Origin of the sequence: Pseudomonas chlororaphis (assembly GCA_001023535.1) — a bacterium.
Classification (GTDB): Bacteria; Pseudomonadota; Gammaproteobacteria; order Pseudomonadales; family Pseudomonadaceae; genus Aquipseudomonas; species Aquipseudomonas chlororaphis_E.
The window spans coordinates 2,329,975-2,352,551 of record CP011020.1 but is presented as its reverse complement, the minus strand read 5'-3'; the positions used below and the strand labels follow the sequence as shown (position 1 = coordinate 2,352,551).

22 protein-coding genes are annotated in these 22,577 nt (G+C 61.9%); 6 read left to right on the top strand and 16 right to left on the bottom strand.

What is annotated here, in order from left to right:
* Positions 1 to 83 precede the first annotated feature (83 nt).
* Positions 84 to 392, top strand: a complete 309-nt coding sequence (locus VM99_10370) for a hypothetical protein (protein ID AKJ98446.1) — start codon at positions 84 to 86, stop codon at positions 390 to 392.
* 532 nt (positions 393 to 924) lie between these two features.
* Here the strand turns inward: VM99_10370 and VM99_10365 are convergent.
* Together VM99_10365 and VM99_10360 are read right to left on the bottom strand one after the other, a co-directional pair.
* Positions 925 to 2,712 carry a diguanylate phosphodiesterase gene (locus VM99_10365; protein ID AKJ98445.1) on the bottom strand — a complete coding sequence of 596 codons (1,788 nt, stop codon included), beginning with the start codon at positions 2,710 to 2,712 and terminating at the stop codon, positions 925 to 927.
* A gap of 127 nt (positions 2,713 to 2,839) precedes the next feature.
* Positions 2,840 to 4,951, bottom strand: a complete 2,112-nt coding sequence (locus VM99_10360; GenBank protein ID AKJ98444.1) for a peptidase S41 — start codon at positions 4,949 to 4,951, stop codon at positions 2,840 to 2,842.
* A 106-nt stretch (positions 4,952 to 5,057) separates the two neighbouring features.
* On the opposite strand from VM99_10360, the gene VM99_10355 reads away from it, so the two are divergent.
* Both VM99_10355 and VM99_10350 read left to right on the top strand, forming a co-directional pair.
* The gene (locus VM99_10355) at positions 5,058 to 6,020 is read left to right on the top strand and encodes an NAD(P)H-quinone oxidoreductase (protein AKJ98443.1); all 963 of its coding nucleotides are present in this window, start codon (positions 5,058 to 5,060) and stop codon (positions 6,018 to 6,020) included.
* Between the two features lie 129 nt (positions 6,021 to 6,149).
* Positions 6,150 to 6,764, top strand: a complete 615-nt coding sequence (locus tag VM99_10350) for a hypothetical protein (protein AKJ98442.1) — start codon at positions 6,150 to 6,152, stop codon at positions 6,762 to 6,764.
* 142 nt (positions 6,765 to 6,906) lie between these two features.
* On the opposite strand, the gene VM99_10345 is transcribed toward VM99_10350, so the two are convergent.
* From VM99_10345 to VM99_10320, 6 genes are all read right to left on the bottom strand, one after another.
* Positions 6,907 to 7,560, bottom strand: a complete 654-nt coding sequence (locus tag VM99_10345) for an HAD family hydrolase (GenBank protein ID AKJ98441.1) — start codon at positions 7,558 to 7,560, stop codon at positions 6,907 to 6,909.
* 34 nt (positions 7,561 to 7,594) lie between these two features.
* The gene (locus VM99_10340; protein AKJ98440.1) at positions 7,595 to 8,584 is read right to left on the bottom strand and encodes a spermidine/putrescine ABC transporter ATP-binding protein; all 990 of its coding nucleotides are present in this window, start codon (positions 8,582 to 8,584) and stop codon (positions 7,595 to 7,597) included.
* Positions 8,581 to 9,381 (bottom strand): ABC transporter permease, encoded by an 801-nt coding sequence (locus VM99_10335; protein ID AKJ98439.1) that lies wholly within the window; start codon positions 9,379 to 9,381, stop codon positions 8,581 to 8,583. Before VM99_10335 ends, VM99_10340 begins: the two co-directional genes overlap by 4 nt.
* Positions 9,368 to 10,213 carry an ABC transporter permease gene (locus VM99_10330; GenBank protein ID AKJ98438.1) on the bottom strand — a complete coding sequence of 282 codons (846 nt, stop codon included), beginning with the start codon at positions 10,211 to 10,213 and terminating at the stop codon, positions 9,368 to 9,370. Before VM99_10330 ends, VM99_10335 begins: the two co-directional genes overlap by 14 nt.
* Positions 10,210 to 11,016 carry a nucleotide pyrophosphatase gene (locus tag VM99_10325; protein AKJ98437.1) on the bottom strand — a complete coding sequence of 269 codons (807 nt, stop codon included), beginning with the start codon at positions 11,014 to 11,016 and terminating at the stop codon, positions 10,210 to 10,212. The genes VM99_10330 and VM99_10325 overlap by 4 nt, the downstream gene beginning before the upstream one ends.
* Before the next feature lie 186 nt (positions 11,017 to 11,202).
* Entirely contained in the window at positions 11,203 to 12,270 is a 1,068-nt protein-coding gene (locus VM99_10320; GenBank protein AKJ98436.1) for an ABC transporter substrate-binding protein, read from the bottom strand.
* 350 nt (positions 12,271 to 12,620) lie between these two features.
* Between VM99_10320 and VM99_10315 the strand changes: the two genes are divergently transcribed.
* The gene (locus VM99_10315; protein ID AKJ98435.1) at positions 12,621 to 13,352 is read left to right on the top strand and encodes an MFS transporter; all 732 of its coding nucleotides are present in this window, start codon (positions 12,621 to 12,623) and stop codon (positions 13,350 to 13,352) included.
* Positions 13,353 to 13,360: 8 nt separating this feature from the next.
* On the opposite strand, the gene VM99_10310 is transcribed toward VM99_10315, so the two are convergent.
* The 7 genes from VM99_10310 to minC form a co-directional block, all read right to left on the bottom strand.
* Positions 13,361 to 13,543 (bottom strand): hypothetical protein, encoded by a 183-nt coding sequence (locus VM99_10310; protein ID AKJ98434.1) that lies wholly within the window; start codon positions 13,541 to 13,543, stop codon positions 13,361 to 13,363.
* A gap of 225 nt (positions 13,544 to 13,768) precedes the next feature.
* Entirely contained in the window at positions 13,769 to 15,058 is a 1,290-nt protein-coding gene (locus tag VM99_10305) for an aminopeptidase (GenBank protein AKJ98433.1), read from the bottom strand.
* A 101-nt stretch (positions 15,059 to 15,159) separates the two neighbouring features.
* Positions 15,160 to 16,254 (bottom strand): hypothetical protein, encoded by a 1,095-nt coding sequence (locus VM99_10300; protein ID AKJ98432.1) that lies wholly within the window; start codon positions 16,252 to 16,254, stop codon positions 15,160 to 15,162.
* Between the two features lie 55 nt (positions 16,255 to 16,309).
* Entirely contained in the window at positions 16,310 to 16,945 is a 636-nt protein-coding gene (locus tag VM99_10295) for a pseudouridine synthase (GenBank protein AKJ98431.1), read from the bottom strand.
* 183 nt (positions 16,946 to 17,128) lie between these two features.
* Positions 17,129 to 17,383, bottom strand: a complete 255-nt coding sequence (locus VM99_10290; protein ID AKJ98430.1) for a cell division topological specificity factor — start codon at positions 17,381 to 17,383, stop codon at positions 17,129 to 17,131.
* Positions 17,383 to 18,195: a cell division inhibitor MinD gene (locus VM99_10285; protein ID AKJ98429.1), complete on the bottom strand. Its 813-nt coding sequence runs from the start codon at positions 18,193 to 18,195 to the stop codon at positions 17,383 to 17,385. The genes VM99_10290 and VM99_10285 overlap by 1 nt, the downstream gene beginning before the upstream one ends.
* 201 nt (positions 18,196 to 18,396) lie before the next feature.
* Positions 18,397 to 19,134 (bottom strand): septum formation inhibitor, encoded by a 738-nt coding sequence (gene minC / locus VM99_10280; protein ID AKJ98428.1) that lies wholly within the window; start codon positions 19,132 to 19,134, stop codon positions 18,397 to 18,399.
* A 118-nt stretch (positions 19,135 to 19,252) separates the two neighbouring features.
* Here minC and VM99_10275 point away from each other — a divergent pair, with 118 nt between their 5' ends.
* Both VM99_10275 and VM99_10270 read left to right on the top strand, forming a co-directional pair.
* A complete protein-coding gene (locus VM99_10275) occupies positions 19,253 to 20,185 on the top strand; it encodes a lipid A biosynthesis lauroyl acyltransferase (protein ID AKJ98427.1) in 933 nt (310 codons plus the stop codon).
* 36 nt (positions 20,186 to 20,221) lie between these two features.
* Positions 20,222 to 21,382, top strand: coding sequence for a Patatin (locus VM99_10270; protein AKK01728.1), 1,161 nt, complete (start codon positions 20,222 to 20,224; stop codon positions 21,380 to 21,382).
* A 142-nt stretch (positions 21,383 to 21,524) separates the two neighbouring features.
* Here the strand turns inward: VM99_10270 and VM99_10265 are convergent, their stop codons facing one another.
* Positions 21,525 to 22,310, bottom strand: coding sequence for a membrane protein (locus tag VM99_10265; GenBank protein ID AKJ98426.1), 786 nt, complete (start codon positions 22,308 to 22,310; stop codon positions 21,525 to 21,527).
* Positions 22,311 to 22,577: the final 267 nt, after the last annotated feature.

Below are 22,577 nucleotides of genomic sequence, written 5' to 3'. Positions count from 1 at the left end.
GAGTTGAGCTGAGCGCAAACACAATCCATGGACATCCGATCTCGGAAGAGTCATTTAGAAAATTGACCAAGAAGAAATAGCCTATGGACCTGCACGAAGTAAAAAAACTGGGTGGCGTAATAACTTTCGATGATATTTCTTGCCTCGACCAATCGGTAGGCGTGGCCGAAATATCAAATGAGCTGAAAGAGGATTTATTTCAAGCTTCCTTTCCCTTCGAGCAAATAATCGATATTGGTTGGTACCCGGAGTTTTGTGAGTCCGGTTTTTTTAGAGTGTCGCTGATTCTGGAATGCAATTGGGATGCTCCCGTCTATAGCGAGGAAGCCAAGGACTGGGTTGAGCTGGCGGTTGCTTTAACGAATACCTTAAAGAAGGTCAGGTTGGCTTGAGCTGGGACATAACTCCAGAGTTGATCGGTGTGACCGCGCCGGGGCTGGAAGCACCGACCTACCCCCCCCCCCCCCCCGGTGTCAGGATAGTTATCGCCTCTCCGAATTTTTCTGAAAACACCAATCGGGGCGGAAAAGTACGATGGGCGCGTGCCTGAGGTAGATTTCGCGGCGGACATGACGATCCGTATGGTTAGGCAGAACGGGTCGATGAAATGGAAAGGCAAGATGATTTTCGTCAGCGAATCTTTGGCCGGTGAGGCGCTAGGACTCAAAGAAGTGGACGATGATGTGTGGGATACCTCTGCAGCTACCTTTTAGGTAGGCTGAAAAGCGGCGAAAGCCGCCTTTCAAGCCAACTGAAACGTAAACGATGTCCCTGGTTTCAACTGTAAAGGATGTGTCCGTTTCTACAGATCGACACACCGAGTGCTATTCAGAAGGGGCTGCTACGCAGCCCAGCGGGAGCAAGCTCCCTCGCCACAAGGTTAGTGTCAGGCGTTCGGGCCGAGGGCGGGAGTGGGGACTCCGCTCAAACCGATAACCCTAACTCCACCGCAGCCTCCCGCTCAGCCAAACCATCAACCAAATACACACTCCCCCCCAAAATCTCCTTGGCATGATGCTTCGCCTGCGAAGCCAGTTCCGCCAACTGGCTCGCATCCAACGCCCCACAGGCGTCCGAGCGCAGGTGCACGACGCCGATGGACAACGACAGCAGTGCAAACTCCTGGCGTACGCCCTGTCGATTCAACGCCGTGAAACAGCCGGCTTCCAGGTGTTCCGGGCGGTAGAAGCGGCGGCAGTGGGTCTGGAAGTCGGTCAGGAGTTGGTCCAGGCGTTTGCGCCAGTCTTCCGGGCCGAGGACCAGGAGGAAGTCGTCGCCGCCGATGTGGCCGACGAAGTCGCGACTGGGGTCGATGCGTTCGTTCAGGCATTGGGCCAGGCACAGCAGCACTTCGTCGCCGCGGCCGTAGCCGTAGATGTCGTTGAAGGGTTTGAAGCTGTCGATGTCCACGTAGCAGATCACCGACTCTTGGCGCTGCTGGAGCAGGCGCGTCAGGCATTGCTGGATCGGTACGTTGCCCGGCAGCAGGGTTAGCGGGTTGGCGTAGCGAGCCTGTTGGATCTTCAGTTCGGTGATCAGCTTGAGCACGTCGATCACCCGGCCCAGACCCATGTAGCCGCCATTGAGGGTGATGATGAAGTCTTCTTCGATGCGCTGTCGGGCCCGGCTGGTGATGAGGCGGCTGACTTGCTGCAGCGATTGGTTCAACTCCACCGCGAGAAAATCATCGCTCATCAGCCGACTGATGGGCTTGCGGGCGAACAGGTCGGTGGCGAAGGGCTTGAGCAGGGCGTCCGAGAGTGAATGGCGATGAACGATGCCGCAGGGCTGGCCCTGGTCGTCCAGCACGGCCAGGGAATTGAGATTGGCCTGGCGCCGGAACGCGTCCAGCACGATGGCCGTCGGTGTGTTGTGAGCCACGGCCGGTTGTTCGTTGAGCAACGCGCCGAGGTCGTTGACTTCATCGGTCAGCGTCACCGCGCCGCCGTCCTGGCGGGGCATCAACGCCCGGGCATCGCGCGAAGGCTGTTCATGGGGGCGGGCGAGCAGGTAACCCTGGACCAGGTCGACGCCCATTTCGATCAGCACCGCCAGTTCTTCCGGCAGTTCTATCCCTTCGGCAATCACCTGGGCCCGCGAGGTGCGGGCGATCTTCAGGATCGAGCCGACGAACTCGCGCTTGAGCGCATCCTGGTGAATGCCGTCGATGAAATGCCGGTCGATCTTCACATAGTCGGGGCGCAATTCGGACCACAGCCGCAGGCTCGAATAGCCGGCGCCCAGGTCGTCCAGGGCAATGGAAAACCCCATCGCCCGGTAGTGATGCAGGGCGGTCTGCAGCAGTTGGAAATCATCGATGGGGGTTTGTTCGGTCAGTTCGATCACCACCTGGCTGGGCGGGATGCCGTAATCCTGTAGCAGTTGTAACGTGCGCCCGGTCTCATGGGCCGATTCCAGCAGGGATTCGGGCGAGACGTTGAGAAACAGCTTGCCCGGCAGCTTTTGCTCGTTGAAGCGCTGGCAGGCGCTGCGGCGGCAGGCCAGTTCCAGTTCGCTGAGACGCCCGGCCTGGCGGGCGACGGAGAGCAGGGCGATGGGGGAGTGCAGCGGGCTGTTCGAGGGGCCGCGCGTCAGGGCTTCATAGCCGATGATGCGTCGTTCAGAGAGGCAGATGATGGGTTGGAACAGGCTGTGCAAACCGCTTTGAGCCAGAATTGAACTCAAGGCACTCAGCTGTTCTGTCGTGGTCATGGCGATCTCTGGCGATAAAAAAAGGACCGGGCGACCCCTGCCGGGGCGCCCAGTCCTGTATTTCACGACAGACTGATGTCAGTTTGATGACAGCTCGACGAGGGTCACCATTAAATGGCCATCATCTTCAGTGTTTGGCGATCGCCGTGTTGAGTTTCAGGTAATCCAGCAGGATCCGCCCGGTCTCGCTCAGGTAGGCATCGTCTTCCGGCTTGGTTTTTTCCGGCTCGGTGATCAGGTCCTCGTCTTCTTTCTTCAGTTCCTTGAGCGGCTCCTCGCCCTTGGCCTTGCGACGCAGGTTTTCCATGGCCAGTTGCTTGGCCTCAATGTCGGCGTGTTGTGCGCGACGGTCGGCTTCGTTGAGGGAGACGGTTTTCTCCAGCATCAATTTCTGCGCCAGGGCCAGCTTGTCACGGATGAACACGAACTCCGCGTCCTGGGCCGTGCGGCTGTCATGCTCGGCCTTGAGCTGGGCCAGGAACGGCTTGAACGGGTCGAGCTCGGGCTTGATCGCCGGCTTGATGGTGTCCCACGGCATCGCCTCGGGCAGGGCGCTTTCACCGATTTCCTTGGTGTCGATGATCGACGGGTAATCGATGTCAGGCAGCACGCCCTGATGCTGGGTGCTCTGGCCGGAAACCCGGTAGAACTTCGCCAGGGTCAGTTTCAGCTCGCCATGGTTGAGCGGCTGGATGGTCTGCACCGTGCCTTTGCCGAAGGTCTGGCCGCCGATGATCAATGCGCGGTGGTAGTCCTGCATGGCGCCGGCGAAAATCTCCGAGGCCGAGGCGGACAGGCGATTGACCAGCAACGCCATCGGGCCTTTGTAGAACGCACCTGGGTTTTCATCTTCCAGCACATCCACCCGGCCGTCGGCGTTACGCACCAGTACGGTCGGGCCCTTGTCGATGAACAGGCTGGTCAACTCGGTGGCTTCCTGCAGGGAGCCGCCGCCGTTGTTGCGCAGGTCGATGACCACGCCGTCGACCTTGTCCTTCTGCAGCTCGGTCAGCAGCTTCTTGACGTCGCGGGTGGTGCTCTTGTAGTTCGGGTCGCCGGCGCGGAACGCCTTGAAGTCCAGGTAGAAGGCCGGGATCTCGATGACGCCGAGCTTGTAGTCCTTGCCGTCCTGCTTGAGGTTGAGGATCGACTTCTTCGCCGCCTGCTCTTCCAGCTTCACCGCTTCACGGGTGATGGACACGATCTTGCTGGTCTGGTCGTTCGGCGCATTGCTCGCCGGGATGACTTCCAGGCGCACCACCGAGCCTTTCGGGCCACGGATCAGCTTGACCACTTCGTCCAGGCGCCAGCCGACCACGTCGACCATTTCCTTGTTGCCCTGGGCCACGCCGATGATCTTGTCCGCCGGGGCGACCTGCTTGGTCTTGTCCGCCGGACCGGCTGGTACCAGGCGCACGATCTTGACCTGGTCGTTGTCGCTTTGCAGCACGGCGCCGATACCTTCCAGGGACAGGCTCATGTTGATGTCGAAGTTTTCCGCGTTATCCGGCGACAGATAATTGGTGTGCGGGTCGTAGGACATGGCGAAGGTGTTGATGTAGGCCTGGAAGATGTCTTCGGCACGGGTCTGGTCCAGGCGGGCCAACTGGTTCTTGTAGCGCTTGGTCAGGGTTTCCTGGATCTGCTTGGGCTCCTTGCCGGCGATCTTCATGCGCAGCACCTCGTCCTTGACGCGTTTGCGCCACAGGTCATCGAGTTCGGCGGTGCTCTTGAGCCAAGGGGCGTCCTTGCGGTCCACCAGCAAGGTTTCCTTGGCATTGAAGTCGATCTTGTCGACGCCCTTGTTCAGCTCGGCCAAGGCGTAGTCCAGGCGCGACTTCACGCGGTCCAGGTAACGCTTGTAGATGATGAACCCGGCGTTCAGGTCGCCGCTCTTGAGGAAGTCGTCGAACTGGGTTTTCCACTTGTCGAATTCGGCGATATCGCTGGCCAGGAAATAACTGCGCGACGGATCAAGCAGCTTCAGGTAGCTGTCATAGATGATGACCGAGCGGGCGTCATCGAGCGGCGGTTTGCTGTAGTGATGACGCTTGAGCAATTCGACGACGTTAAGGCTGGCGATCACCTCATCGCGATCAGGCTGAAGCTTGTCCCAGCTGTTGGCTGCGAACGTATCGCTCGACAGTGGCAACAGGCCGAGGCCAATGACAAGCGCGAGGGCGGTGCTGGGGAACAGTTGCTTCATGCTGATTCGACGCAGGGACAATTGATAACGCATATTAGGCCGTCTTTGAAGTCGCCGGTTCCATGTGGCCCGGGCGCATAATGCAAGAAAGCCCGGCGTTACAGCAGCGGGCCCAGTCGAGACTCACTATGGAGGCACCGTGAAAGCATTGCAAGGCGTTGAAGGCCAAGTGGTATGGGCAGATGAGCCAAGTCCCGTGTGTGATGTAGGACAAGTGCGCATTCGTGTGGCGGCGGCTGGCTTGAATCGAGCCGATTTGTTGCAAAAAGCCGGGCATTATCCGCCGCCGCCCGGTGCCAGCCAGGTGCTGGGGCTGGAGTGTTCCGGGGTGATCAGCGAGGTCGGCCCGGGCGCCTCCTGGCAGGTGGGCGACCGCGTTTGCGCGTTGCTGGCCGGCGGCGGCATGGCCGAGGAAGTGGTGGTCGACGGTCGCCACGTGTTGCCGGTGCCCGAGGGCCTGTCTTTGGCTGAAGCCGCCGCGCTGCCTGAGGTCTACAGCACCGCGTGGCTGAATCTGTTTCAACTGGCGGCGCTCAAGCCGGGTGAAAAAGTGCTGCTGCACGCGGGCGCCAGCGGCGTCGGTTCGGCCGCGATCCAGCTGTGCAAGGCGTTCGGCAACCCGTGCTGGGTCAGTGTCGGCTCGGCTGATCGACTGGCCTATTGCCAAGCCCTGGGCGCCCAGGGCGGCGTGGTGCGCACCGATGATATCGAGCGGCTGAACGACCTTGGCCCCTTCAACGTGATCCTCGATCCGGTGGGGGCGAGCTATGCCCAGCTCAACGTGAAACTTTTGTCAGTTGACGGGCGCTGGGTCATGATCGGGCTCATGGGCGGTCGCACGGCCGAGTTCGACCTGGGCCAGGTGTTGGGCAAGCGCATCCAGTTGCTCGGCTCGACCCTGCGCAGCCGCGACGATCAGTTCAAGGCCGACCTGATCAGCGAGTTGGGCCAGCAGGTCTGGCCGCTGTTCGCCGAGGGTCGCTTGAGTCCGCAGTTGGCCCGCACCTTTGCCATCGAGGATGCCGAAGCGGCGTTCAAGGAACTGGCGACCAACACGGTGTCGGGGAAACTGGTGCTGGTGATCGATGGGAGCCTGGGCTGATTCGGCACATTGGATAGGCGTACACCCTGTCGGATCTGACAGTAGACGCTCTCAAATGCCTGACTCTAGAGTCGAGGCGAGAGAAGGTCTCTCTGGCCAGTCTTTTCCCGATCCAGGCAGGGCTCTGTCATGTCCGATTACGCCGCTTTGCGCATGCTGGTTTTCACGCTTTCCCTGTTGGCCTATGAGGGCGCCCAGGGACAAGAGACCGGAAGAGTGCCTCCGGATACTTCGGAACAAGGCCAATGGGGAAATTGGGGACCTACGGCGTATTGCCCGCAGAGGCAATATGTCTGGGGCTTCCGGCTCAAGAGTGAGCCCTATCAGGGCAACGGCGATGATACCGCCTTGAATGCGATCCAACTGATCTGCAAGAGCAGCGCCACGGGAACGCCAACCTACATCCAGAGCCTTGAAGGAAAGTGGGGAAGCTGGGGCAAGGATCACGTTTGCCGCGAACATCCTGTCATAGGGTTTGCCATTCAGGTGGAGCGGTTTCAGGGCCTGGACAAGGAAAAGGGCTCGAAGGACGATACCGCCGCCGGCAATATCAAGATGGATTGTGGCTCGCAAACCCTGGTCGGTGACCCGCCCGCCGCATGGGGGGACTGGACCAGATTCTACCGTTGCCTCGACGGCCCTGGTGGCGGGAAAGTGAATGGGTTTCGGACCCGGGTGGAACCCGACCAAGGCAACGGCGATGATACGGCCCTCAACGCGATGCAGGTGTCTTGCGCGTACTAGGGCAAGGCATGGAAGCCACGCTGGTCCTTGTGGGAGCGAGCTTGCTCGCGATAGCGGTGTATCAGTCAAATCATCCATTGCTGACCCGACGCTATCGCGAGCAGGCTCGCTCCCACAGGTGCGTCACAGACTCTGAAAGCATTTACTTCCAGGTGTGAATCGGCCATCCGGCGGCTTCGGCATGGGCTTTCAGGACCGGATCCGGGTTCACCACGTGGGGGTGGTCCACCCGCTGCAACAACGGCAGGTCATTGCGTGAGTCGGAGTAGAAGCTGGCGCCTTCGAGGTTTTCTTCCTCGGCGTCCAGCCAGTCCAGCAGCCGGGTGATCTTGCCTTCGCGGTAGGTCAGGGTGCCCACGGTCTTGCCGCTGTAGACCCCATGGGCCACTTCAAGCTCGATCGCCAGGACCTCGTCGATGCCCAGGCGTTCGGCAATCGGCTTGACCAGGTGCGTGCCCGAGGCCGAGATCACCAGGATCCGGTCGCCAGCCTTGCGGTGTTCGGCGATGGTGCGGGTGGCGTCGCTGAAGATGATCGGCTCGATGACGTCCTCCACCCACGGCGCCACCAGGTGTTCGATTTCCTCCGGCGTGCGGCCGATCATCGGTTCCAGGCTGAAGTCCATGTACGCTTCCATGCGCAGCTTGCCGTGGCTGTAGGCGTCCATCAGTTCGTTGTTGCGCCGCATGAACGACTCGGGATCGACCCAGCCCAGGCGTCCCATCTGTTCGCTCCAGAGGGTGGCGCAGTCGCCGTGGATCAGGGTTTCGTCCAGATCAAAAATTGCCAGGGCCATCAGCGCGCTTCTCTCTTCAGAATCAACAAGGCCATCAGGCTACCTCACACAGGGCCGACGGATCGATGGAAAGCGCCAGGCGGGCGCCATCAGGGTGCAGGTCGGCGGCCGAGCGATTGAGCACGTCCACCACCAGTTCCACGCCACGGGCCTCGACCCGATAGCGGATCACGTTGCCGAGCAGGCTGTGGCTACGGATCAGTGCGTTCGGTTCGCCGTTGCGACTCAGCTCGATGGCTTCCGGGCGAATGGCGATGCGCCCGTTCACTGGCCGCTGCAACAGGCGGCTGGCGCTGTCGGCGTCCAACAGGTTGTAGTTGCCGATGAAGCCGGCGGCGAACACATCGACGGGCGCCGTATACAGGGTTTCGGCATCGCCGCTCTGTACGATCTTTCCCTGGTTCATCAGGAAAATCCGATCAGACATGGTCAGTGCTTCTTCCTGGTCGTGTGTGACGAAGATCGTGGTCAGGCCGAGTTCGCGCTGGATCTGACGGATCTGTTCGCGCAGGTGCTTGCGAATCCGCGCATCCAGGGCCGACAGCGGTTCGTCCAGCAGCAACAGGCGCGGGCGGGTCACCAGGGAGCGGGCCAGGGCGACACGCTGGCATTGGCCACCGGACAACTGATGGGGATAGCGCGCGGCGAAATCGTGCAGCTCCACCAGGCGCAGGATCTCCAGCACCCGCTGGCGGCTGTTCTGGGCCTCGACCTTTTGCATGCGCAGGCCGAAGGCGACGTTCTGTTCGACGGTCATGTTGGGGAACAGGGCGTAGCTCTGGAACACCATGCCGATCCCGCGCTTCTGCGGGCTCAGTGGGACGATGTCCTGGCCGTCCAGCAGGATCTGGCCGGCGTCCACGGCGGTCAGGCCGGCGATGCAGCGCAACAGCGTGGACTTGCCGCAGCCGGACGGGCCGAGCAGGGTGACGAACTCGCCCTGGCCGATCTGGCAGTTGATGTCGCTGAACACCGGCGTGCCGGCGTAGGTCTTTTGCAGGTGTTGGACGCTGACGTAGCTCATTGGCTTTTGTCCTTGTTCAAGATGTTGGCCGCCCAGGTCAGGACCAGTACGAAGAAGAAGTAGGAAATCACCAGCGCGCTGGTGAAGTGTCCGCTGCTGTTGCGCATGTTGTTGAGGTAAACCTGCAAGGTTTCATAGCGGGTGCCAACGAGGATGTTGGCAAACACGAACTCACCGAAGAGGAACGAGAACGACAGCAGCAGCGCTACCATCAAGCCCTTGCGCAGGTTTGGCAGCACCACCAGCACGGCCGCCTGGAACGTGCTGGCGCCGAGCAGTTGGGCGGCGTCCATCAGGTCCCGCAGGTTGATGGCTTGCAGGTTGTTGGTGATCGCCCGGTACATGAACGGCAGGGCGACGGTGAAGTAGCAGCCGATCAGGATCCAGGGCGTGCCGACCATCGCCAGCGGCCCGGAGCCGTAGAGTTGCAGCAGCCCTACCGACGACACCACCGGTGGCACCGCGAAGGGCAGCAGGATGAGGATGTTCATCAGCGCATCGAGTTTCGGGAAGTGGTAATGCACCACGAACAGCAGCGGCAGGATCAGCACCACCGACAGCACCAGCGCGCCCACGCAGACGATCAGCGACTGGCCGAAGGCGCTGAGAAAGCGCGGGTCGCTCCACAGCTGCACGTACCACTTGAAGGTGAAGCCCGCCGGCAGCACGGTGGCCGACCAACTGCTGGCGATGGAGTACACCAGCGTGCCGGCCAGGGGCAGCAGCAGGACGGCGAACAGCAGGTACACCACCGCCCGATGATAAAGCCCGGCGGGGCTCGATTCAGCGCGAGACATGGTAGCTCCTCTTGAGTAGCAACTGATGGACGATGGTCACCAGGGTCATCAGCGCCACCAGCACCACGGCCAGGGCGCTGGCCAGGTTCGGGTCCAGGGAGATGTCGCCGGAAACCATCGCGGCGATGCGGATCGGCAGGACGTTGAAGTTACCGGTGGTCAGCGCATAGACCGTGGCGTAGGCGCCCAGGGCGTTGGCCAGCAGGATCACGAACGTGCCCAGCAACGCCGGGGTCAGCACCGGCAAGCCGATGTGCCGCCAGAACTGCCAGCCGTTGGCGCCCAGCAGTTCGGCGGACTCGCGCCAGTCTTCGCGCAACGCGTCGAAGGCCGGATAGAGCAGCAGCACGCCCAAGGGGATCTGGAAGTAGGTGTAGAGGATGATCAGCCCGGTTTTCGAATACAGGTTGAAGTCCTCGATGATCCCCGCCTGCTTGAGCATGAGGGTGATGCTGCCGTTGAAGCCGAGCAGGATGATGAAGGCGAAGGCCAGGGGCACGCCGGCGAAGTTGCTGGTCATGTTGGCGAAGGCGTTGACGAAGTTGCGCAGCCGCGAATCGACCCGGCGCAGGGAGTAGCTGCCGAGCACGGCGATGATGATGCCGAATACGCTGGACCAGAAACTGATCTCCAGGCTGTGCTGGATCGCCTGCAGGTAGAACTTGGAACTGAAGATCTTGCTGAAGTTGGCCAGGCCCCAGCCGAACTCTTCCGATTCCAGGCTGTTGACCAGCACCCAGAGCAGCGGGGCGATCTGGAACACGATGAAGAAAATCGCGAAGGGCACCAGGCACAACGCTGCCAGCCATTTGCCGCGCGTCATGGCGTTCACTTGAGTAATTCCTGGCAATAGGGTTTGTCGTGGTCGATGCCGAGCAACTGGCACACGGTGCCGCACAGTTCGAGCTGCCGGGGCGTCGCGGCGGGGTCGAGGCTGAAGCCGTCACCGAGGACGAACAGCGGCACTTCCCGTTCTTCGGCCAGTAGGCCGTTGTGGGAGCGGTCATTGTTCATGCCGTGGTCGGCGGTCACCAGCACCTGGTAGCCGGCGTCGAGCCAGGCTTGCAGGTAGACCGCCAGGTTGATGTCGGCCGAGCGGGCGCTGTTGCGGTACTGCGGCGTGTCGAGGCCGTGCTGGTGGCCGGCGTCGTCGATGTTCATCGGGTGCACCAGCAGGAAGTTCGGCTGGTGGCGTTGGCGCAGGTGTTCGGCGTCGGCGAACAGGTGCGAGTCGGGGTAGTGGTCATTCCAGTAGAAATGCCCGTATTGAATGGGCAGCCCGGGGTTCTCGACATGCCGATCCCGACCGGCTGCGAACGGTGAGGCGTTGTAGAGCTCGCTGATCCAGTGGTAGGCCGCGGCCGCCGTGCTCAGGCCCGCGTCGGTGGCGTAGTGGAAAATGCTGCGCTGGTTGGACAGGCGCGAGACGTTGTTGTGCACGATACCGCTGTCGATGGGCGCGACGCCGGTGAGGATGCATTCGTAGAGTGGGCGGGACAGGGCCGGCAGTTCACATTCCAGTTTGTACAGCGCCGCGCGTCCTGCGCCGACATAAGCCTGCAAATGTCCCATGGCGTGCCGGGCGACTTCGTAATTGAGGCCGTCGAGCAGCACCAGGATGACGTTGTGCTTCATGGATACCAAAACTCCGGATGGACACCAGAAAGCTCGGATTCACCGCAGGTCCAATGTGGGAGCGAGCTTGCTCGCGATGAGGGCGTGTCAGTCGACATCAATGCTGGCTGATACACCGCTATCGCGAGCAAGCTCGCTCCCACAATTGGATCTCCGTTGGATATCCGAGCGGGGCTGACTAGCGCCTCACTGCATATTGATGATCACTTCTTCCTGCCATTTCTGTGGCAGGGCCTTGGAGGTTTTCTCCCAGGCGTCGGCGTCCTTGATTGGCGTGACGTGCTTGTACTGCTCGTTCGGCAGCAGCTTGGCCTTGACCTCTTCCGGCAGGGTCAGGTGCTCGGCGCGGATCGGCCGGGCGTTGCCCTTGGCCAGGTTGATCTGGCCGGCGTCGCTGAAGATGTATTCGCGGGTCAGCTTGGCGGCGTTCGGGTGCTTGGCGTATTTGTTGATGATGGTGGTGTAGCCGGAGATGACCGAACCATCGGACGGGATCAGCACGACGTAGTCATCCGGGTTGGCCATCTTGGCCTTGTAGCTCAGGCCGTTGAAGTCCCAGACCACGCCGACTTCCACTTCACCCTTTTCCATCGTGGCGATGGTCGGGTTGGCCATGGACAGGCGACCTTGCTTGGCAATCTCGGCAAACATCAGCAGGGCCGGTTGCAGGTTCTTCTCGTCGCCACCGTTGGCCAGTGCGGCGGCCAGCACGCCGTTGGCGGCCTGGGCGGCGGTGCTCACGTCACCAATGGAGACCTTGTACTTGCCGCCCTTCAGGTCAGCCCACTTGGTCGGTACGTCGGAGCCGTGCAGCAGTTTCTTGTTGACGATGAATGCGATGGTGCCGGTGTAGGCCAGCGCCCAGTTGCCATCCTGGTCCTTGGCCCAGGCCGGGACTTGGTCCCAGGTGCTTGGCTTGTACGGTTGGACCACGCCCTGCTTGACCGCGATAGGGCCGAAGGCGGCACCGACGTCGCCGATGTCGGCGCTGGCGTTGTCTTTCTCGGCGGCGAACTTGGCGATTTCCTGGGCCGAGCTCATGTCGGTGTCAACGTGCTTGAGGCCGTATTGTTTCGCCAGGTCTTCCCAGGTGCCTTTCCAGTTCGCCCAGTCATCGGGCATGCCGACGCTGTTGACGGCGCCTTCCGCTTTCGCAGCGGCTTCCAACGTTTTCAGATCGGTATCAGCGGCCATGGCGGCGGTGCACATGGCAATGGTCGAGCCTAACAGTGATGCCAGGAAAAGCTGTTTCATCCGAAGCTCCTATGGGCGTTTTCAACGCTGCGATTGCGGTTGTGTTGGTCTAGGTCAGCAATACCTGAGCCAATGTAGGCGAGCCCTGTGACATTTTGATGTCGGCGCCGCGGGGGCCGGCAAATCCCAGGTGCGTGCGGGTTGGCCACCGAGTAAGCGTAGACCATGGTTAAACAGCTGATCTGAAAGGACTTGGCCGGTTGTTTGCACAGTGCAAGGCCTACCGTTCGGCGCCTTTGTCATCTGCCAGTCATGTGCAATGCCTAGGCTTGCTGGAAGAAGCAGCGGGGTCGCCAGATGGGCGATCGCGCCCCGGATCAGTGCTGGTCTAGTCCAGATAGGTAACGTTGATGCGCATCGATGCAACCAAGGCGGTGACAGCCATCGGACAGGTCCTGCAAGAGCAGCTCGACCATGGGTTACTGGCGCCGGGTAGCAAGCTGCCGGCCGAGCGCAAGCTCAGTGAGTTGTTTGGCACCACGCGCATTACCGTGCGTGAAGCCTTGCTACAGCTGGAAGCCCAGGGGCAGATTTATCGGGAAGAGCGCCGGGGCTGGTTCGTCTCGCCCCCTCGGCTGGCCTACAACCTGATGCAGCGCAGCCATTTCCACGCCATGGTCACGGCGCAAGGGCGGGTGCCTTCCACCCAGGTGATCTCGGCGCGCCTGCAACCGGCCTCGGCGGCGGTGTGTGCCTGGTTGCAGTTGCCGGCGCTGTCGAGCGTGATCCAGATCTGCCGGGCGCGGCGTATCGATGAGCGCCTGGTGTTGTACGTCGAGCATTACCTGAACCCGCAGTACTTTCCGGGCATCCTCGAATTCGACCTCAACCAGTCCATGACCGAGCTGTACGCCCGGCACTACGACCTGCACTACGGTCGGGTGAAGTTCGAAATCGTGCCCACCTCACTGCAACCGGAAGCCGCGGCGGCGCTGAAGGTGTCGGTGGGCAGCCCTGGGTTGCGCATTGCTCGGGTCAACTACGACCAGCATCAGCGGCTGATCGACTGCGACCTGGAGTTCTGGCGACACGATGCGATCCATGTCGGCGTCGACGTGCCTGAGCAACCGGCGCTGACCTGAGGGCAAGGTCAGAGCGACTCGTTGAGCTTGGTCAGGATCTTGAACACCACCGTGGCGAGGATCAGCAGCATGCCGATCCACATGGCAAACACGCCGACGTTCTTGTCACGGAAGTTGAAACCGATGGCCAGCAGGATCATGCCGGCGATGATCGGCACCAGCATGGCATTGAAAGCAGACATCGAGATCATGGCGACAGCCTTGTCGGAGAGGGCGATAAGGTCAGTCTAGTTGGGGTTTGGCTGGGGTGTGATGATGTGTGTCACGGCCTCTTCGAGTTTTGAGGCAGACATCATTGTGGCGAGGGAGCTTGCTCCCGCTCCAGTGCGCAGCACTGGCAAATGTGCATTCAGTTGCAGATTTTGGGGCTGCTGCGCAGCCCAGCGGGAGCAAGCTCCCTCGCCACAGTTTAACGGCTAGGGCAATTCGCGAGACGCATAGAACGCGCTCAACACCTTCACCAGGTGCGCCAGGTCATGGCTGCCGCACAGTTCGCGGATCGAGTGCATGGCGAAGGTCGGCAGGCCGATGTCCACGGTGCGCACGCCCAGCTGGCTGGCGGTGATCGGGCCGATGGTCGAGCCGCAGCCCATGTCGCTGCGCACCACGAAGCTTTGCACCGGGACTTCTTCGGCCATGCACAGGTGGCGGAAGAACCCGGCGGTTTCGCTGTTGGTGGCGTAGCGCTGGTTGCTGTTGACCTTGATCACCGGCCCGGCGTTGAGCTTGGGGCCGTGGTTGGCGTCGTGCTTGTCGGCATAGTTGGGGTGTACGCCGTGGGCGTTGTCGGCCGACACCAGCAGGGATTTCTGAATGGTGCGTACGAACTCTTCACCTTCCGGCAGCAAGCGACGCAGGGTCTGTTCCAGCATCGGCCCGTCGGCGCCACACGCCGAGCAAGAGCCGACTTCCTCGTGGTCGTTGCACACCAGCACGCAGGTTTCTTCGGTGTCGGCATTGAGCAAGGCTTGCAGCCCCGCGTAGCACGACAGCAGGTTGTCCAGGCGCGCGCCGGCAATGAAATCGCCGTGCAGGCCAATGACCGCGGCACTCTGGGTGTCGTAGAAACTCAACTCGTAATCGAGCACCACGTCGGCGTTCAGGCCGTGTTCGCGGGCCAGTTGATCGGTGAGCACGGCGCGGAAGTCGACGCGTTCGTCGCCGGCGAACTGGGCGAGGATCGGCGGTAGCTCGTTCTGCGGGTTGATGGCCCAGCCCTGGTTGGCTTCGCGATTGAGGTGGATGGCCAGGTTCGGAATCGTCGCGATCGGTGCCTTGAAGTCGATCAACTGGCTCTCGACCTTGCCATCGCGGCGGAAGGTCACGCGCCCGGCCAGGGACAGGTCGCGGTCGAACCACGGCGCCAGCAACGCGCCGCCGTAGACTTCCACACCCAGTTGCCAGAACCCATGGCGTTGCAGTTCCGGTTGCGGCTTGACCCGCAGGCACGGGCTGTCGGTGTGGGCGCCGACCAGGCGAATGCCGTCATGCAGCGGGGCGTTGCGACCCAGCTTGAAGGCGATGATCGAGGAGTCGTTGCGCGTGACGTAGTAGCGACCGTTGGCCTCGGTGGCCCAGGTGTCGCGTTCGTCCAGGCGCTGGTAACCCGCCGCCTCCAGGCGTTGGGCAAGGCTGGCGGTGGCATGGAAAGGGGTGGGGGAGGCCTTGAGGAAGTCGATCAGGCCCTGGTTCAACTCTGCGCGCATAAGTAACTCCAGACAGCAATGGACGGCAGTTTACCCCATCGACCGTCTGCATTGCAGGCACAATCCCGGCGATGCGAGCCTCGCCGGTGTCTTGCTCGCCATCAGCCCGAAGTGGCGACTCGCTCGCGCAGGTGAGCCATGATCAGGGCCTTGTCCTGTGGCCTGGACGGTTCCGGCAGGTCCCGTGGCCAGCGTTCCAATTGGCCAAACAGCCGCTGCTGGCGCTGTGGGTCCAGGCGCTGAATTTCCCGTGCGGCCGAATCCCACCAGTGATGCCGGCAGAGGTCGTAGTACGGATGGCTCGGCGCCGCGCTGCCATACAACAGGTCGCGGCCGATCTTGCGCGCCGCGCCGCGCTGGTTGCGCAACTTCCACTTGATTGTCAGGCGCCGCCAGGCCGTCGGGAACGGCTTGCTGCGCGGTACTTCATGGCAACGCTCCACCAGCGCTGGCCTGAAGGCTTCGCCGTGCTGGGCGAAGAAGTGTGCCTGCATGGTGTGGAAGAAGCGCTTCTCGGCGAAGTAGTGATACACCTGCCGCCTGGTTTCGCGCACGGTCGCGTGTCGCAAGCCGAACGAAATGGCGATCTGCTCGATGGTGTGGATGTCGAAGCCGCCTTCGGTCCACTGATCGATCCGTTCGATGGCCTGGGCCAGCAGGCCTGCATCGTTGTCGGTCACGCCGCACAAACCGCTGTTGTAGAGCTTGAAGCCGTTGCCCCGGTTCACGCCGTGGGCGGCCAGGTGCGTGCCCAGTCGACGGTAATCCTCGCGCTCGCAGACGTAGTCCCAGTCGTACTCGAAGCTGTCCATCAGGTACTGCCCCGGCTGGATCTGCTGGAACAACAGGTCGGGGTCGTCGAGGAAGAGCGTATCGGTGTCGACGAACAGGGTCTTTTGCGCCAGCGTCAGGCCCGCTGCGATGGCGCAAGCCTTACGACGGTGAATGTAGCCATGCTCGCCCTGCCATTGCGCCAGCCGTTCGGCGCTCAGGGCAAGGGTCTCGACCGGCCAGCCCTGGAAGTCCTCGGGGCGGTCGGTGAGAACCCGGATGCGCGGCAGGGTCGACGGCTTGCCGTGGGCCAGGGCGGTCAGGATGCTGAACTTGGCCTCGTGGCGGTAGACGTCCTGGTCGCCGTAGACCAGGTAGAGCAACTGCTGGGGGACTTTGTCGACAGGGGTTTCGTGTAGAGCCATAACCGGATTGCCAAACCTTAAATCGAGGGGAGCCATCTGTTGTGTACCGCGGTGCTCAGAAGGGTGCCGGGCATTCGAAGCGCAGGCGTTCGCCGCTCAGTGGATGGGTGAAGCTCAGCATGCTGGCGTGCAGGCACAGGCGTGGCCAGGCGGCCAGGGCTTGCGGGTGGGCGTAGAGCCCGTCGCCCAGCAACGGATGACCGATGGAGAGCATGTGCACGCGCAACTGGTGCGAGCGCCCGGTGATGGGGGTCAGTTCGACCCGGCACCAGTCGCCGCAGCGCTCCAGCACGCGCCAGAACGTCAGGGCGTGCTTGCCGTGTTCGTGGTCCACCACGTGGCGAGGCTTGGTCGGCGGGTCGTAGCGCAGCGGCAGGTCGATGCTGCCACTGTCCAGCGCCGGTTGGCCCCAGCACAGGGCGGTGTAGGCTTTTTCGGTTTCGCGGTCATGAAACTGCCGGGACAGTTCGCGATGGCTGTCCGGATCGCGGGCCAGCAGGATGATGCCGGAGGTTTCCCAGTCCAGTCGGTGCACGATTCGCGCTTCCGGATAGCCGTTTTCCTGCAGGCGGGTGATCAGGCAGTCCTTGTTGTCGTCGGCCCGACCGGGCACGGACAGCAGCAGGGTCGGCTTGTCGACCACCAGCACGGCGGCGTCCTGGTGGATGATGCGAATGTTGGACAAGGGCATTGCAGACAGTCTCTTTACAAACGCCAACGGCGGCTCGGGCCCGGCCCTCGTGGGAGCGAGCTTGCTCGCGAAGGCGGTGGCACATTCAAGATCAATGTGTCTGGAAAACCGCGTTCGCGAGCAAGCTCGCTCCCACAAAAAAGGCTGTGGGGACCCGAGCCGCCGTGGCTCCCGCAGGATCTATCAGCGATCCGGCAGGGTGATATTGAGTTCCAGAATCGAGCAACTGCCCTGGCTTTCAAGTGCCACGTGCACGTCATCGCTACCGATGTTGACGTACTTGCGGATCACTTCCACCAGTTCCTTCTGCAAGGCCGGCAGGTAGTCAGGGGTGCTGCGTTGGCCGCGTTCGTGCGCCACGATGATCTGTAGACGCTCTTTCGCGACCGAGGCGGTACTGGGCTTTTTGTTGGCACGAAAGAAGTCAAAAAGATTCATTACCTACCTCCAAACAGGCGCTCGAAGAAACCTTTCTTCGTTACATCGAGGAATCGATGCTCCACGGTCTTGCCCAGCAGGCGATCGACGGCATCGCTGTACGCCTGGCCGGCGTCGCTCTGGTCGTCAAGAATCACGGGCACGCCCGAGTTGGAAGCCTTGAGTACGGCCTGGGATTCGGGAATCACACCCAGCAGGGTCACGGCGAGGATTTCCTTGACGTCTTCGACGCCGAGCATTTCGCCGTCGCTGACCCGTTGCGGGTTGTAGCGGGTCAGCAGCAGGTGTTCCTTGATCGGCTCTTCGCCGTTTTCGGCGCGGCGCGATTTGCTCGCCAGCAGGCCCAGCATGCGGTCGGAGTCACGTACCGACGACACTTCCGGGTTGGTCACCACGATCGCCTCGTCGGCGAAGTACATGGCCAGGTGGGCGCCTTTCTCGATACCGGCCGGGGAGTCGCAGACCACGAACTCGAAGTCTTCCTTGAGTTGCATCAGGACTTTTTCCACGCCTTCCTGGGTCAGCGCGTCCTTGTCACGGGTCTGGCTGGCGGCCAGCACGTAGAGGTTCTCAAGGCGCTTGTCCTTGATCAGGGCCTGTTGCAGGTTCGCTTCGCCGTTGACCACGTTGACGAAGTCATAGACCACGCGACGCTCGCAACCCATGATCAGGTCGAGGTTACGCAGGCCGACGTCGAAGTCGACGATGACTGTCTTGTGCCCGCGCAGAGCGAGGCCGGTACCGATAGCGGCGCTGGTGGTGGTCTTACCCACACCACCCTTGCCGGATGTAACCACGAGAATCTTGGCCAAGGTGTTTCACCCCTAAGGAAAAAGGACTTTGTCAGCCCCTGAAAAACATCTCTGGAAAACTGCTGCAAGTGGACAGGCCTGGCGGGAATCGGACTGGGGGCGGGATTTACCTCCGGTAAATACTGCCTGGTCCTGTTTCCTGCGTCGTTTAAGCCGTTTTCGCTACGTTTTAGAGATGCTTGGAAAATGCGGCAGTATCCGTTAAAGCCGAATGATGTTCAACACGTCGCCCGACAGGCTGATCTGTACGCCGGCGCCCCACAGCGGGTCGCGGCGCAGGTCTTCGGAGACCTTGTATTGTCCGGCGATGGAAACCAGTTCAGCGCTCAATTGCTGACAGAAGATCCTGGCCTTGGTATCGCCCTTGACGCCGGCCAGTGCGCGACCGCGCATCGGGCCGTATACATGGATGTTGCCATCGGCCAGAAGTTCCGCACCCGGGCTGACCGACGAGACGATGACCAGATCGCCACCCTGGGCATAAATCTGTTGCCCGCCGCGTACGGGCGAGGTGATGACCCGTGTCGGCTTGACGGTTGGCTCGGGTGGTTTTTCCGGGGTTTTCCTGGTGTCGACCGGGCTCAGTTCCAGCACCCGCTCGCGGGCACCGGACGGCGGCAGCACCGGAATGTCCACGGCGATGGCGGCGGCGATGTCCTCGATGCGGCTGGCGCGGATGGCCAGGGTACGCAGGCCGTGATGGCGGCACACGCGCATCAGGCCTGGCAGGTCCACCGCGCCTTCGCCGGGCGGCAGCTTGTCCAGGGCCAGCACCAGCGGGGCGTTGCTGAAGAAATTCGGTGCCTGGGCGACTTTTGCCGCCAACTGCCGGTCAAGGCTCTCCAGGTCGTTGCGGGCCAGCTCCAGCACCGTAATGGCGAGCATGCTGCCCTTCAACTGGAACACGGGATCTTGGTCTAGCGGTTCGGTTTGGCTCATGGTCGGTGTACAACGACTTGTCGCTAAAAGTGCCGAGACTTATAACGAGATCGTCCGCGAGCCGCAAGCCGGGTCGAACGATGTAGAATGCGCGGCCCATGTCTTTGTGGAAGCTGTAATGGATCGCCCGCGTTTTCGAGCTGCTTTTTTTCATCCGCGTTTCTGGCTGCTGTGGTGCGGCCTGGGGCTGTTGTGGCTGGTCGTCCAGCTGCCGTATCCGTTGCTGCTGCGGGTCGGTCGTGCATTGGGTGCACTGATGTACCGGGCCGCCGGCGACAGACGGCGCATTGCCCGCCGCAACCTGGAGCTGTGTTTCCCGGAAAAGTCCGCTGCTGAGCGCAAGCGCCTGCTCAAGGAAAACTTCGCGTCCACCGGCATTGCCTTCTTCGAAATGGCCATGAGCTGGTGGTGGTCGCGTTCGCGCCTGGCCAGGCTGGCCCATGTCGAGGGGCTGGAGCACCTCAAGCAGGCCCAGCGCGAAGGCAAGGGCGTGATCCTGATGGCGCTGCACTTCACCACGCTTGAAATCGGCGCAGCCTTGCTCGGCCAGCAGCACACCATCGATGGCATGTACCGCGAACACAAGAACCCGCTGTTCGACTTCATTCAGCGCCGAGGCCGCGAGCGGCACAACCTCGATTCCCTGGCGGTGGAGCGTGACGACGTGCGCGGCATGCTCAAGCTGCTGCGTGCCGGCCGGGCGATCTGGTACGCGCCGGATCAGGATTACGGCGCCAAGCAAAGCGTGTTTGTGCCACTCTTTGGTATCCAGGCGGCAACGGTGACCGCGACCACCAAGTTCGCCCGCCTGGGCAAGGCGCTGGTCGTGCCGTTCACCCAGGAGCGCCTGGCCGATGGCAGCGGTTATCGCCTGGTGATCCAGGCGCCGCTGGCGGATTTCCCAGGGGAGAGCGAGGAAGCCGATTGCATCCGCATCAATCAATGGGTCGAGCAATCGGTGCGCGATTGTCCCGAGCAGTACCTCTGGGCCCACCGGCGCTTCAAGAGCCGCCCACCGGGCGAGCCCAAGCTGTACGACAAACGCGGCTGAGTTTTTTTTGATATCCCTTGAGCACGGAGCATGGCGATGACCCCAGCTGAACCCGTTACAGGTTTGATTCTTTCCGGTGGCGGGGCTCGGGCAGCGTATCAAGTGGGGGTGTTGGCGGCGATTGCCGAGTTGCTGCCCGAGGGCGGGCAAAATCCCTTTCCGGTGATCGTCGGCACGTCGGCGGGGGCGATCAACGCCGTCAGCCTGGCGAGCGGGGCGATGGACTTCAAGAGCGCCATCGAACGGCTGACAGCATTCTGGCGAACGGTGCGCAGCCACCAGGTCATGCGCAGCGACTGGCGCGGCGTGCTGGGCCAGGCGACACGCTTCATCACCCACAGCTTGCTGGGCCTGGGGGCCAAGTTGCCGGTGGCGCTGATCGACAGTTCGCCCTTGCGGGCGCTGCTGGAGGCACAGTTCCACGCCTCGGGCATCGAGCAGGCCATCGCCGAGCAACAACTGCGGGCGGTGGCGGTGACGGCCTTCGGCTATGAATCCGGCCAGGCCGTGACGTTCTACCAGGGCCGCGGCACCATCGATGCCTGGCTGCGGCATCGGCGCATTGGCGTGCCGGCGCTGTTGTCGGTGGAGCACCTGCTGGCCAGCTCGGCGATCCCGCTGTTGTTCGCGCCGGTCAAGATCGGCCCGCAGTATTTCGGCGACGGTGCGGTGCGGCAATCGGCGCCGATCAGCCCGGCCCTGCACCTGGGCGCCAACCGCGTGCTGGTCATCGGCGTCAGCGGCAATCCTCGGGGCGCTGGCGGGCAAACCCCCTCCGAGCGAAGCTACACCGGCCTGCAACCGACCCTGGCGCAGATCGGTGGGCACATGCTCAACAGTACCTTCATCGACAGCCTGGAAAGCGACATCGAGTTGCTTCAACGTTTGAACGGCTTCAGCCACCTGTTGCCCGACGACGTCCCGGCTCATGCCCTGGGGGCGGCACCTGTGGACGTGCTGGTGATTTCCCCGAGCCAGCCCATCGACGAAATCGCCGCGCGCCATCGCCAGGAGCTGCCTCGTGCGCTGCGGGTATTCCTGCGCGGCCCGGGCGCGACCAAGACCAGCGGCGCGGGCGTGCTGAGCTACCTGTTGTTCGAGGCGGGGTACTGCAGCGAACTGATCGAGCTGGGCCGCCAGGATGCGCTGGCCCAACGCGAGGCGTTGAGTCGGTTTTTGCGGTTGGCTCAGGAATGACAAAGAAGGTCAGTCAACTCAGAATCCCTGTGGGAGCGGGCTTGCTCGCGAAAGCGTCGGGTCAGCTTGCATCCAGGCCGGATGTGCTGCCGTCTTCGCGAGCAAGCCCGCTCCCACAGGGGGATTAGCTGCGGGCTGAATATCAGAAGTGATACTTCAGCAAAAAGCTGGTGTTGCTCTGGTTGGTCTTGAACCCTTCGCTGTCTTCGATCCCGTACTTGTTCTTCCAGTAGTCATATTCCACCCCCACGTACAGCTGCTTGTCGCCCAGCTTCAGGGCCTTGCCCAGGTCGTACTTGATCTGCGGGTTGATGTGCAGGTTGGCGTGGTAGGTGCCTTTGGAATTACGGTCGTTGTCCACCACCCAGTCGATGAAACCGTCGATCAGGATGTCGGACGAGCCCACGGGAAGGGTGTAGGCCCAGACCGGGGTGATTTGCCAGACGTTGTCGCCGGCGCGTGGGCCTTCGGTCTGGCGGTTGTAGAAGTTCAGCTGGAAGTAATCGAAGCCGGGAATCGCCAGGTCGAAGCCCGGGCCGATCAGGTAGGACTCGTTGTCGCCTTCGCCGAACTCATACGTCATCGCCAGCAGCACGTCCTTGATCGGGCCCAGTTCCAGCTTCTGGTCGAAGATCTTGCCGAACGACAGGCGTGGGCTGAACTCGCCGTAGTAGGTGTTCGGTCCCGCCTGGCCGTCTTCCTTGCCGTTGTAGAAGATCCGGTCGAGGAAGAAGAAGTTGTCCCCGTATTTCCAGGCATCGGCGTGCTCGAAGGTCACGGTCTGCTGGATGCGCGGGTTGACCTGGAAATCCTTGCCGTACAGGTAGGTCAGGCTGTTGTTCTGCCACTGGAACAGGTCGTCGGCCATGGCCTGGCCGCCGGCCAGCAAGGATCCTGCGACGATCAGGCTGGTGCACGTGCGTTTCATTCGGTTTGCTCCCAAAGGTAAGTTGGTACCGCTTTTTTCAGTCAGCGCTCTGGTGTGGCGCCTTTTTTCACGGAGTTAAAACATCCGTTCGGTCAGCTTTTTGCTCGTGACAAGCGCTGACAGCGAGCGTCGTGCCTGTTCCGCCATGGCGGCGAAGGCTCGATCAGCCGTGTTGCAACAGTCGAAAAGGGATTTCAGGACGCCTGCGCGCAGCGTTGGAACACGCGGGCGTGTGGGTCAGGGTCTGAGTATTGTTATGAGGCGTTC